This is a genomic window from Maribacter sp. MS6, assembly GCF_056839185.1.
The window spans coordinates 3,641,038-3,654,089 of record NZ_CM166389.1; the positions used below are offsets into that span (position 1 = coordinate 3,641,038).

Annotated in this window: 11 protein-coding genes and 1 pseudogene; 4 read left to right on the forward strand and 8 right to left on the reverse strand. The window is 38.8% G+C overall.

What is annotated here, in order from left to right; translation table 11 throughout:
- Positions 1-33 precede the first annotated feature (33 nt).
- Positions 34-984, forward strand: a complete 951-nt coding sequence (locus tag MS6x_RS15940) for an NAD(P)H-dependent flavin oxidoreductase (RefSeq protein ID WP_482603440.1) — start codon at positions 34-36, stop codon at positions 982-984.
- Between the two features lie 31 nt (positions 985-1,015).
- On the opposite strand, the gene MS6x_RS15945 is transcribed toward MS6x_RS15940, so the two are convergent.
- Positions 1,016-1,978: an acyltransferase family protein gene (locus tag MS6x_RS15945; RefSeq protein WP_482603441.1), complete on the reverse strand. Its 963-nt coding sequence runs from the start codon at positions 1,976-1,978 to the stop codon at positions 1,016-1,018.
- Positions 1,979-2,551: 573 nt separating this feature from the next.
- Between MS6x_RS15945 and MS6x_RS15950 the strand changes: the two genes are divergently transcribed.
- Positions 2,552-3,493, forward strand: a complete 942-nt coding sequence (locus MS6x_RS15950) for a 3-keto-disaccharide hydrolase (RefSeq protein ID WP_482603442.1) — start codon at positions 2,552-2,554, stop codon at positions 3,491-3,493.
- Here MS6x_RS15950 and MS6x_RS15955 read toward each other — a convergent pair.
- From MS6x_RS15955 to MS6x_RS15970, 4 genes are all read right to left on the reverse strand, one after another.
- Positions 3,490-3,723 carry a DUF2007 domain-containing protein gene (locus tag MS6x_RS15955; RefSeq protein WP_482603443.1) on the reverse strand — a complete coding sequence of 78 codons (234 nt, stop codon included), beginning with the start codon at positions 3,721-3,723 and terminating at the stop codon, positions 3,490-3,492. The two genes, MS6x_RS15950 and MS6x_RS15955, sit on opposite strands and share 4 nt — an antisense overlap.
- 5 nt (positions 3,724-3,728) lie before the next feature.
- Positions 3,729-5,927 carry a transferrin receptor-like dimerization domain-containing protein gene (locus tag MS6x_RS15960; protein ID WP_482603444.1) on the reverse strand — a complete coding sequence of 733 codons (2,199 nt, stop codon included), beginning with the start codon at positions 5,925-5,927 and terminating at the stop codon, positions 3,729-3,731.
- Between the two features lie 125 nt (positions 5,928-6,052).
- Entirely contained in the window at positions 6,053-7,339 is a 1,287-nt protein-coding gene (locus MS6x_RS15965; protein WP_482603445.1) for an aminotransferase class V-fold PLP-dependent enzyme, read from the reverse strand.
- Between the two features lie 53 nt (positions 7,340-7,392).
- Entirely contained in the window at positions 7,393-7,836 is a 444-nt protein-coding gene (locus MS6x_RS15970) for a PaaI family thioesterase (protein WP_482603446.1), read from the reverse strand.
- Positions 7,837-8,051: 215 nt separating this feature from the next.
- Here MS6x_RS15970 and MS6x_RS15975 point away from each other — a divergent pair, with 215 nt between their 5' ends.
- Positions 8,052-10,214: a TonB-dependent receptor gene (locus tag MS6x_RS15975; protein WP_482603447.1), complete on the forward strand. Its 2,163-nt coding sequence runs from the start codon at positions 8,052-8,054 to the stop codon at positions 10,212-10,214.
- 4 nt (positions 10,215-10,218) lie between these two features.
- Here the strand turns inward: MS6x_RS15975 and MS6x_RS15980 are convergent, their stop codons facing one another.
- Together MS6x_RS15980 and MS6x_RS15985 are read right to left on the reverse strand one after the other, a co-directional pair.
- A complete protein-coding gene (locus MS6x_RS15980; RefSeq protein ID WP_482603448.1) occupies positions 10,219-11,589 on the reverse strand; it encodes a hypothetical protein in 1,371 nt (456 codons plus the stop codon).
- 23 nt (positions 11,590-11,612) lie between these two features.
- Positions 11,613-12,080, reverse strand: coding sequence for an Ig-like domain-containing protein (locus tag MS6x_RS15985; protein ID WP_482603449.1), 468 nt, complete (start codon positions 12,078-12,080; stop codon positions 11,613-11,615).
- A gap of 263 nt (positions 12,081-12,343) precedes the next feature.
- Here MS6x_RS15985 and MS6x_RS15990 point away from each other — a divergent pair.
- Positions 12,344-12,540, forward strand: a pseudogene (locus tag MS6x_RS15990) (hypothetical protein); the annotation flags it as partial.
- 2 nt (positions 12,541-12,542) lie between these two features.
- Here the strand turns inward: MS6x_RS15990 and MS6x_RS15995 are convergent.
- Positions 12,543-13,043, reverse strand: a complete 501-nt coding sequence (locus MS6x_RS15995) for a DoxX family membrane protein (RefSeq protein ID WP_482603450.1) — start codon at positions 13,041-13,043, stop codon at positions 12,543-12,545.
- Positions 13,044-13,052: the final 9 nt, after the last annotated feature.

Consider the following 13,052-nt stretch of genomic DNA (forward strand, 5'->3'; position numbering starts at 1 on the left):
TGAATCGTATATCCATTTAAAAATCATTGACCTATGAGCAATAGGATAACTGAACTTTTTGATATTGAATACCCAATCATACAAGCGGGAATGATTTGGGCCAGTGGTTGGCGATTGGCATCAGCGGTATCCAATGCAGGTGGTTTGGGTATTATTGGTGCAGGTAGTATGTATCCTGATGTATTAAGAGAGCATATTCAAAAATGTAAGCACGCAACCGATAAACCTTTTGGCGTTAATGTTCCTATGCTATATCCTGATATTGAAAAATTGATGGAAATCATTGTTGACCAAGGTGTAAAAATTGTATTTACATCTGCCGGAAATCCCAAAACATGGACATCGTATTTACAAGAAAATGGGATAACAGTTGTGCATGTTGTCAGTAGCGTAGCTTTTGCCATAAAGGCTGAAGCTGCTGGGGTAGACGCCGTGGTTGCAGAAGGTTTTGAAGCTGGTGGACATAATGGTAGGGATGAGACCACAACCTTAGTGCTGATCCCGTCCGTAAAGGAGCAAATTAAAATTCCTTTAATTGCTGCAGGGGGCATTAGTACGGGGAAAGCTATGCTTGCCGCTATAGTCTTAGGAGCAGATGCAGTGCAGATAGGAAGCAGGTTTGTGGCAAGTACTGAAGCTTCGTCGCATGCGCTTTTTAAGGAAAAAGTAGTAGCGGCGAAAGAAGGGGATACCCAGTTGACCCTAAAAGAGTTGGCACCTGTGCGCTTGCTAAAAAACAAGTTCTACGAAGATATACAAAGTGGTTATGCCAACGGTTATACGAAAGAACAGCTAAAGGACTTATTGGGTCGCGCCCGTGCCAAAAAAGGAATGTTCGAAGGCGACATGGTAGAAGGTGAATTGGAAATTGGTCAGGTTTCGGCCTTGATTCATGAAATAAAGCCAGCTGCGCTTATTATTGAGGAATTACTAGCTGATTTTAGAAAGGTTGTTGATAATGTTGGTAATTTAGGTGAGTTCTGACAGACCGTGTTGAGAGAAACTATTTTTCCATTTAATACAATCGGAAAATTTCTTTATAATTCAAGTCTTGTTCTTTAAAGATTTGAGAAAATAACTTTGCAGCACACCTAAGGATATATGCAGCTATCAAAATAATAAGGAACATTAAGATTAAATTTATTGGAAAAATATCGTTCATTTTAGCCGTTAATAACGACGCTTGAACCAGGTAGATTTCAAGACATAATCCACCAATTATCTTTATGGCCGATCCAAATATTTTATGATTATAAATATTCCTTAAAATTTCCGTGCTACCTATCTTATAAAAATATATGGTCATTCCCAACAAGGGTAGTATTGATATTATTTCTATTTCTTTTGGAATGATATTTAGTCTTGAGTAGTATAACATAGCGTAAAATATCAAGATTAATAGAATAAGGATAGCCAGGTTGCTACCAAAATTATGAGTAATCTTTTTTTGGTAAACTCCAGATATCGCCCCTAAAAGCATGAAAAGGAAATAGAAGCCCCACCTAAAAAAGGAATTATCGCCATAGAAGGACGCATTTGAATCTTTTTCAATCAAAAAGAACCAAGCAATGACGATTATAAAAGATATAATTCCGCTTAAGAGTAGCCTTTTTAACATGGTTTTATTTACGATATAAAGAAAAATATATAGAATCATAATACATGAAATAAACCATCCGCCTCCATAAAGAATTATTTCTACCATATTTTTGGAGTTAGCGAAAAAAATGGTGCTCAATAAAGCCCAAGCAAACACTGTCGGGTATATCCTATTAATCCTTTTTTTGTAGAACTGGTCGAATCGTCCCAAGGGTTTTAGAAAAATCGTGAATCCTGAGGCAAAGAAAAATAGACAATTGCCCATTGTTCCACCCGTTGCAAATGAACTAATTGGATATAATATTTCAAAACTTGAGTTTGTAATAAGAATAGCTGCGATAAACTTTATAATGTCAATACTAATGTTTCTTTCCTTCATGAGTATTTACTCTAATAGTTATAATAGTTTTGCTATTAAACGTAAAAATGGTTAAAAAAGTTGTGTTAAGTTCATTTAATATACTTTTATTCAATCATATATGGTGCCTATCTAACTCTAGTATTTGCTTTTAAATAGTAAAATGGTGTTTGTGAATAAACCATTCCCAGCCGTAAATTCAATCTGGGTTACAGGTTTATCCAATCCTCTTTTTATATCTAAAAATTCAACGAAATCCCTGAGATATCATTTAGAAATCATAAGTCTCATGGCCGTTATGGAGCTAACAGCGTTTTCTCGTATAGCAATTCGGCGTAACTGTATTTTCATATATTCTGCTTTGAAGGTTTGCGCTAAACGTTCGCTCTATAACTACAACATATCTAGTATATAAAGGTCATTCTAAATAAAACAGTATGACCTTATAGTAATACAGAAAACCTCAAGTTTACACCATTAATTACTGGGATATTCATGAGACATATATAATTCAGACATATAACCTTTATCTTTATTCTTACTAATCTAAAATTTTAGAACTATATAGTATATTTGAACAAAATGAATATGATTATGAGAAATGTTTTCTATGTGGGTTTAAAGTGCTTAGCAGCGCTGTTCGTATTAGGTTTTGGTAATAGTTATGCCCAAGAGGTCGATCCTCTAGAAGGTACGTGGAATCTAACCGTTTCTTATGAGGATAAGGAGTTACCATCTTGGTTGGAGATTAAGCATTCCGGGACCAATACGCTTATTGGTAGATTTACCTATGCAATGGGTAGCGCGCGTCCCATTGCCGAGGTTAAAAAATTCGACGAAGTATTTTATTTTTCAATTCCGCCACAGTGGGAAGGCGGTGCTTCAGATATGCAATTTAGGGGTAAAAAAGTAGGAGAAGGTTTAAAGGGTACTATGGTTTATACAGATGGAAAAACCTATGATTGGACAGCCATTAGAGCACCCAAACTAGCAGTTACCGACAATCCTAAGTGGGGTAAAACACAAAAACTGTTTAATGGTAAAGATTTAACGGGATGGAGGTTTGAAGGTGAGAATCAGTGGACAGTAAACGATGGAATCCTTACAAGCAACAAGGCAGGAGTCAATTTAGTGTCAGAAGAAAAATTCACCGATTTTAAATTGCATGCAGAATTTAGATATCCAGAAGGTAGTAATAGTGGTCTTTATCTTAGAGGACGATATGAGGTGCAAATAGCGGATAACGCAGGAAGCGAGCCTTCCTCTATTTTGTTTGCAGGTGTATACGGCTTGCTGACGCCTAATGAAATGGTTGCCAAAGCGGCGGGAGAATGGCAAACCTATGACATCACGTTAATAGGAAGAAAAGTAACCATTGTAGCGAATGGAAAAACAGTAATTTCAGAGCAAAATATACCAGGTATGACGGGTGGAGCCTTGGATAACGATGAGGCAGCGCCTGGTCCGATTATGATACAGGGAGACCATGGCCCCATAGAATTCAGACAATTGATAATAACCCCAATTGCTAACTAATCTTTGGATTCAGCTGTTATTTTGGTAACAAGAGTTACGGCTTTTTCCTTTTCATCTTGGTTTACATGTAGTTCTACGTTACCCAACATTGACGAGGCAAAACCAGCAAGTCGTGCGGATTCTCCTTCGTCTTTGTAAATTGGTGCGATATCTTGCTCTAGTAAGGCTAACTCAATACGCTTTCCTATGATAGCGTTGCCACTATATATTTTTATGTAGTTCGATTCCATTTTTTTTACTTCGTTAAGGTGTTTAATTCTATAAGAAAATTATTGAATTCCTTTAGTGTGTTGCCTAACACCGTTATTTGTTCTTGTGCCTCTTTCCAATCTTTTTGCTCAATAGCTTCCCGAACCCCTGGTAGCGTTTTTACCCCATAACCGGTATAAAATCCGGGAGCATAGATTTGATGTTTGAACCAAGGTCTTCTTGGCAATCCTTTTTCAGAGGTAAGCATCCGTTCGGCACTCATCAGTTTTTTGTTCAATTCATCTTGTTTTGCTTTAGAAACTTGGAATCCATTGGTTAGGGAAAGCTCTTGTATGGTAGTATTCAATCCCGCTAATTCATTCTGAACGGGAGCAAAGTTGAGGTATGGAACTTCTTTCATGGCGACCGGTGCGTTAAATTCCTTCTGTGGGTCCGATGCTAACACAAATGCATTCGATTTTAAAAGCTTATTATGTTTTTCAACCGCCTTTCGCATTTGGTCGGTATTAGTTTTAATTTCCTCCCAATACCCGGATACGGTACTGTACCATTCCTTAAAATCAAATGGGAGAACATCTGCATTGGCCAATCTAAGGGTGATTCTTCCTGCAGTGTTCGCTAAAGCAACACCATAGGCAAAGGTTGGGTCTTTAAAGCGTTTGTAATGTGGATAGGTATCGTAAATGGTATGATATTCTCCTCCGCCATTTTCTCCACCAAACCCCAAATTTAAGGATGCGATGCCCGCATGTTGAATAAACGGGGTATAATCGGATCCGGAACCAAGGGCAGAGAGACTAAAGGCGTCATCGCCACCGTTCACCATTTGAGCCGCAATTCTGCGTTCTTTCACAGAAACCCCAGTTTGTGGGTCTTTCACCATGCCGGCAACTTCTTTTACCATTGCTTGAAGCGAGTGCGAACCTCCAGCTCCGAGAAACCCACGACCATTTCCATCCGTATTGATGTAGGCCACTACTTTTTGTTGCAGTTCTTTTTTATGGTCTTCTACCCATTCTGTAGAACCTATCAGACCTGGTTCTTCCGCATCCCAAGCACAATAGACCAAGGTGCGTTTCGGTTTTTGACCTTTCTTTGCCAGTTCCCCAACGGCCCTTGCTTCCTCCATCAGGGCCACCATTCCGCTAACGGGATCATTTGCGCCATGTACCCAGGCATCGTGGTGGTTTCCGCGCATGACCCATTGATCTGGGAAATCCGTACCCTTCATCGTGGCAATGACATTATGGGCCGGCACCAATTTCCAATCAAAAGCCAGTTTCAAACGTACTTTCGCCGGTCCTGGGCCAATGTGATAGGTGATGGGCAATCCTCCGCGCCAGGATGCAGGCGCTACCGGACCTTCCAAAGCTTCCAACAAAGGTTGTGCGTCTTCATAAGAAATAGGGAGTACCGGTATTTTTGTTATTGTAGGAGCATCTTTTCTGTCCAAACGTTTAGCATCTTTTGTGGCACCGTAGCCGGGAGTTAAAACATCGCCCGGATAGGTAGGCATATCCATAACCGAACCACGCTGTACTCCAGTTTTGTTCTTATAGGCTCCTTTCGGATATACATCACCTTGTCCGTACCCATCATCCTGTGGGTCGGAATAAATAATACAACCAATAGCACCATTTTCAGCAGCTAGTTTCGGTTTTATTCCACGCCAAGAACCTTGATATTTTGCGATTACGATTTTCCCTTTAACGCTAATACCTAGTTTTTCCAGTTCTTCGTAGTCTTTTGGAATACCGTAGTTGACAAATACTAGGTCTGCGGTAACATCACCATCTATCGAAAATGCATTATAACTAGGGAGTAAGGCATCGCCTTGTGCGGTAAATGGGTCGCCCTCTACCGGAACAGCGGTAAGTTTAGCCTTGTAAGGTGTAGGGCCTAAAAGTTCCAAAATGCGTTCTGTAGGATAAGGAAACAAGATATCATAGGTCTCTATCTTGGCGTCATAACCCCAAGATTTAAATTGCTTTTGAATCCATTTTGCATTCTCTTCGCCAAACTTGGTGCCGACCCAATGTGGTTCTGCCGCCATGTGTTGCATCCAATTATCCAAATTGGTTGCATTTAAACTCTTCTCGAAGGCAGATTCCAATTTTAATTGTTCGGCAGTGCTTTCGCTGTTAAATCCGATTACAGAGTTTTGCGCCGATGAAAATCCGAAGAATAATAGAAAAAGCAGTAAGCTTATAGAGGTTCGTAACATAGTAAGATAGTTTTAATGAAGGTACTAATTATTTTGATTTTCGCGCTCATTATTGTGGGTCGATATACATTGTAAAACTTTAGAGATAACCCACTTATTATTAGAAAAAATAAGGTTTCGCCAAATTAGCTAACAGCGATAATGTTAAGGGCATCAACCAGCATATCAATATCCTTTTTGGTGATGAAAATAGCAAAGGATAAGCGTACGGCATTCAATCTAAATTTGGACATTGGCCTAGAATCGATTCCATACTTATCAAAAAGTGTATTCTTAACCTCTTCCACGTTTTTACCCATTATTTCTACCACCTGTATTCCTGCTGATAATTCATCATTGGTTGGTGTTTTAAGTATGATGCTTTTGGTATTTTTTATTTGCTCTAGGAAATACTGTTTTAACTCATAGGTCCTCTTATGAATTACTTCCCCTCCAATAGTATTTCGGTAATCAATTGTTGCGCCCAGTGCTAAAAGTTCCGGAAGATTTCTGGTATTATAATTTTCTAGACGCCTTATGCTATTATCCTTATAACCACGTGCTACTATTAAAGGGGTAAGCAGGGGTTGAGCTTCCTTCTTCGCATAAAATATGCCGATACCTTTTGGTGCAAAAAGCCATTTATGTGCGCTTACCGTATAAAAATCGCAGTCCATATCCTTTAAATTGGTCTGCACCATACCAGCTCCTTGAGCACCATCAACCGCAACCAAAATTCCGTGTTCGTGGGCCATTTTTGAAATTTCGGTAACAGGAAGCATCATGCCATTGGTGTTAACGATCTGGCAAATGGAAATAACTTTTGTTTTTGATGTGATGGCATTTTTAAATACAGCAACGATTTCCTCTTTAGTTTTAGGCAGAATGGGTAGTACAGGCCGCACCAATTTTATACCTTTATCGGCCTGCCAAACGGTCCATGGCACAACTGCGCTCGAGTGCTCATGATCAGCAAGAATAACTTCGTCCCCTACATTTAATTCTAAGCTGCGGGCGATAAGATTCATGCCTTCCGTAGTATTATGGATTAGTGCGATCTCTTCTTTAGAAACAGAAAAAAGTTCCGCTACTTTCTTTCGTGTCGTTTCTTTCTCTGCATCCCATCCACCCCACATGTATTTAGAAGGAAAATCATCAAGCGTGTTTCTAAAGGTATTTGTTGCTTCTCGAATAGGAAACGGGCAGGCTCCCAAAGAGCCATTATTAAAATAATGGATTCCTTCGGCAAATCTAAATTGCGAGGCAACCGTTTCCCAAAAGGTTTCCTTGTTTTTATCCGGAAATGTTTTAAGGAGGTCTATGGTAGCTTCGACAGATTGGGCACTATTTGCCCAACTCTGGGCTGGTAAGGTCACGGTGCCAGCAACGCCAATACCTATGTTCTTTAGAAATTTTCTTCGGTTCTTGTCCATGCGAATAAAGATAACGATTTACTCCTTCATTGCCTGTACTGGCTCCTAACAGTTTAATTAGAGTCCAATTCTATACTTGTGCGGATCAAGTTTGAATTCCCTTTCGCAATGAGCTTGGTTTTGTCGCTATTCCACACCAAACATTCGGCGTTCATTATTTGCCTTCCCTTTTTTATCACATTGGTTTGGGCAATAATAACATCGCCTTCTTTTGCCGGACTAAAATAGTCTACATTTAGGTTCACTGTGGTATAGGCACGGCTATTATTAAGGGAATACACAGCGGCACCAATCGCATCGTCTATAATCGCGGCAGTTACACCACCATGGAGAATGTGCAATGGGTTGGTCATTTCTTTACGTATTACATGCGAGTATTCCAGCTTACCCTCTGCTGCGCTTATCAAGGTCGGGTTCATCCATTGCATTAACGGAGAAATAGAGTCGGATGAGTCCTTGCCAATTGTTGATTGGAATAATTCGAGTATTTTATTCATAATAGACCTTATAATTTAAAGTTGTTACTGATTCTTTTGTAGGCATTAAAAATACAATTTAACCTATCAAAGGAATTGATAACTAGTCTATTTAATTCCAGAACTATTGCTGCGTACCTACATTTCAGCATAAGTATTCTACACTTGGGTATTTCACTTTGGTTTAGCGGTTATATCTGCCTCACATTTCTTCTATCAAGTAATATAACCTTCAGATGAAAGCACCACAGATTTTATTTTTAACTCTTTTGACCACCGGTTTTTTAAATGCGCAGCAAATTATATCAGGAACAGTAACCGATAGTAAAGAGAACCCTATTACAGGAGCTAATGTATATCTGGAGGGAACTTATGATGGAGGAACAACGGACGAGAATGGTAGGTTTCGTTTTGAAACAGAGGAGACCGGAAACCAAAATTTAGTAGTTTCTATGATTTCCTACGAGTCGTATATACAGTTTGGAGATGTATCTTTTTTAAGCGATATCGCTATTGTTCTTAAGGAAGCCATCAATCAATTGACGGGAGTTACCTTGTCGGCCGGTACTTTTGAGGCAGGTGACAATTCAAAAGTTTCGGTTTTAAAACCATTGGATATCGTGACTACGGCGGGTGCGGCCGGTGATTTTGTTGGAGCTTTACAAACCCTACCAGGTACTTCTAATGTAAGTGAAGATGGGCGTCTCTTCGTGCGTGGAGGACAAGCAGGGGAGACACAGGTGTTTATTGATGGACTTCGGGTCTTTCAGCCTTTTAACGCCACGGCGAATAACATACCTACTAGAGGTCGGTTTTCTCCTTTTCTTTTTAAAGGAATAACCTTTAGTACGGGTGGATATTCCGCAGAATTTGGACAAGCACTTTCCAGTGTGCTATTATTGAACACTACTGATGAACCGAATCAAGAGAAAACGGACATTTCTGTGCTATCCGTTGGAGCAGGGCTTGGTAGAACTGAAATATGGGGAAACAAATCCTTAAGTGTAAACGCACAGTATATTAATCTAGCTCCTTACCAGTGGATTATTCCTAATGAACAGGGTGCACTTTGGAACAAGCCATATGAGTCTTTTTCAGGCGAAACGGTTTATAGAAGCAAAACGGATAAAGGTATTTTTAAATTTTATACTGGGTTCAATCAGGCGAATCTTGATGTGGATCAAGAGGACATAAATTTTGATGATTTTGTAAATTTTCGACTAACGAATAGCAATTTGTATGCGAATACAACGTACAAACATTTTTTTGATAAGGAATGGACGATGACTACAGGTGCCAGTATTTCTTCGGATAGAAATGATATTCGTTTTGAAGAAAATGATATCGCTGCGAACGAAACAGCCGGACATTTAAAAGTAAAGGTGAAGAAGAATTTCAGTAATCGCTTTCAATTGAATTTTGGAGGGGAGCACTTTATAACCGATTATCAGGAAAATTTCCAAGCTCCGGATGGGTTTCGTTTTGATGCTGGTTTCCGTGATAATCTTAGCTCAGGTTTTGCTGAGGCTGACATTTTCTTGAGCAATGATTTTGCCATGAAACTTGGGGTTAGGGGCGAGCACTCTAGTTTTTTGAATACTTCTAATATTGCCCCTAGGTTTTCTGTAGCCTATAAAAGCAGCGATAAAGGTCAATTTTCATTGGCCTATGGGGATTTTTATCAAAATCCCTTAGCGGAATCCCTTAAGTTTGACGGAAATTTGGATTTTGAGAAGGCCTCCCATTACATTTTAAATTACCAATACCTTTCGGATGGAAAGACCTTTAGAGCCGAAGCCTACTACAAAGACTATGACGGACTCGTAAAATTTGATACTGAAATACCGCAATTCAATTCAACTTTTACGAATCTAGGCAGCGGTTATGCTACTGGGCTCGATGTTTTTTGGAGAGATAACAAGAGTATCAAAAATCTTGATTATTGGGCTTCCTACTCCTATTTAAACACAGAGCGTGATTTTAGAAATTTCCCCGAAAGCGCTACACCTAACTTTGCTCCTGCGCACAGTCTTTCTTTGGTAACCAAGTATTGGGTAGAAGATTGGCGTTCGCAGATCGGACTATCATACAATTATGGCTCCGGGCGACCATATGATAATCCGAATACTCCGCAATTTTTGGCAGATAAAACAAAGGCTTTCAACAGCATAAATATGAATTGGGCCTATCTGATATCACAACAAAAAATACTTTTTTTCTCGGTTAGTAATATCACGGGATTCAAAAATGTTAACGGCTATCAATATGCAAATACGCCCAATATAGAGGGTGTTTTTGACAGACGCGCTATACGACCTACGGCAGATGCTTTTTTCGTCATTGGCTTCTTTTGGACACTAAGCCAGGATAAGCGCAGTAACCAGTTAGATAATTTGTAGCTTTCTAGAACCTTTCGTAAAATGGAAATTCAAAAATAGGTAGAAGTTGTGTGCCAACGGACGATTTAAAAATGCGTTCTCTTGTATCGGTAGTCTTGTAGAAAGGTTCACCTGTAACCAAAACTTTTGATATGTAGTCTTTATAATCTGTAAGTGAAGAATAATTTTCGGCAGCACCCTGAATTACTTCAAAAGCTTGATTTTCAAACACTTCTTTTGTTGCTGTAGGAAATAAACCTTCTGGAATTTGTGGCAGTAACACCTGTGTGCTTTCACCATTAAAAATAAACTCTATATTAACTGATGGGTTCTCTGAAGTAATAAGGCCAGTATTGGTTCCATTTAAGCGTAATCTGCCTACTTCATATCCTGGAAGCCCTTCGAACATAAACTCATTGCCCGAGTAGGTATAGTCAATACTTGTGTTTGGTATATCTACGGTGGAGGGTGGGGTTCCAGAACCTTCAAGTGTATAGTTCTTTACTTTAATAGAGTAAACCATATAATCAAAAATACTGGCGTAGGAATAAGAGTAGCCGGCCGAATTTCCTAAAAGACTAGGATTCCAGTATATCATATGTCCGCTAATCGCGTTGTATTGTGCTTCATTTTCAAAACCGTAGATACTCATAAATGGACTAAGAAAACTACCGTTTACCGCAATGGAACCATGTACAACATTTTCGCTTGTAAAATCATCTTGTTCTAATGAAAATTTAGTGTGGATGTTTTCTATGAATGCCCATTGATATTCATTTTCTTGATATCTATCATAATATTGCACAAAGGTTTTATTTGTACCAAGTGCCTCATTGGAGAAGGTTGTGGAAACGTGGCCAGAAAAGGTCTGGTTGTTATAAATCATAGATCCCCAGGGTGGAGAAGCCCTAAGGTAATGGTCGGTATCATAGAATGTAACGTCCAAATCTGGAAAAGCTGGTGTAATACCTACAGTTCTGGCTGGCATTCTTATTTCGTCACCTAACATATCTTTGGTTAGGTTCCCATACACATATAAAGAGTAGATGCTTTCATTGTTACCTGATACAAAGGACAGCATAAATTCTTTGTCGTTATTGAATTCTTGAAATGAGCAGAACTCTAAGGTTTCCATTCGTCCTGAGTGTGTTTTACTATCTAAATAGCTGCCATCTGCATCCGATAATATAATGAGGGTACTATCAACATTTGGACGATCAAAATTATCTGGAAAGCTAATCGAAATAACTTTTTTAGCAATTTTTATGTTTAAAGAATCCTTTGAAATATTACCAAGAACATCTTCCATGATAAATTTTAAATTGGAATCACCTGCAGGTAGATTTTCCGGTATTAGCGAGAATGTATAATCTGGTCCTCCTTGAGTATCTAGCACTAATTTATCATCAAGGTAAACTTCTATTTTTTTACGCTAGATACAAGGTCAGTTATGAGCGGTGTAAATGTAGTTTCATTGCATATAATTTCGTTATTGCTAATGTTATTTATGCTTAGCTGGGGACCTGTATTGTCCACTTTTACGGAAATGATTTTAAGACCTACTTTTTCACCATTAGAGTATGCATCAACTTGGAGCGTGTATATGCCGTCTTCATAAATTGTTGGATCTAAGGTGAATGTGTACGGTGCAATAGTTAAACGTTGTATTAAATTATCATCTAATAAAACCTCCAATTTGGTAATTGGCACTTCTCCATTTACGGTTATAGTGATTTCATCTGATGATATGACAACATCGTTCTCGATATCAAGCTCTATAAGTACCTGTTGAAGTATCTCTTCCATTTCTTCTCGTGTAGTTTTTTCGTCAGAACAACCGGTAAATAAAAATAAACTTAACACGATAAAAACGGATTTTTTGACCATACTTTCTTGGTTTGTTATATTCTATTGGCGATACTATTCCTGTTGTTCCGAAAGAGTATCAAACGTTAAAAATACACTATTATTGTAAAATTTAGGCCCACGATATTACAATAGGATATTAGTAAAAACACTAATTTTTGTGCGCATAATCTAACCTAGAGGGGCGAGTTATCGCTATTGAACAGGTTTAAAATTACCGCCAGTTTTTTTAGGGCATAAATGTATTGCCATTGTTCAATTTTTTGGTCTCTTTGATATCCTAACAAAAGATTCTGTTCTTCTCGGTGAGCAATAAAACCGGATTCAAAATGTAAACGGCTATCAATATGCAAATACGCCCAATATGGATGGTGTTTTTGACCGCCGCGCCATACGGCCTACGGCAGATGCTTTTTTCGTCGTTGGTTTCTTTTGGACTCTTAGCGATGATAAGCGCAGCAATCAGTTGGATAATTTGTAATGCTAAAATTTTCGATGGGCATACCAATAGTCCATTCCATATTTTCCAGACCCAAAACCAAGGTAAAACAGACCAATACAAAAGAACAAAAAGGTGGGGAGTATGCTCCAGGTTTGATCCCATTCCCTAAAATAAATCGTAATGGCCATTACAGTGGTAATAAAAAAGGCGGTTATTCGAGTATTTAGACCCAATAGAAGTAGAATACCGCCAAATGCCTCCGTGAATCCTGCTGACCAACTGAACACCTCTGGCATCATATTAAAAGGCGTACCAAATTCGGTTACTTTAATAACGAACCAATCCGCTACTTCAAAAAGTTCCAGTTTAAGTGAATTGGGCGACCAAGGGGTTCCAAATTTTACCGGAGCATAAACAAAGGCCAGGAAAAAACCTGTTATAATTCTTGGAATAAGCAGTACCATATTGGCTAGTAAACCATCGACCTCGAACGGTGTGATGATTTTTTTAATTGATAGGAAATACAAGTCATCAATCACCATAGGTTTAAA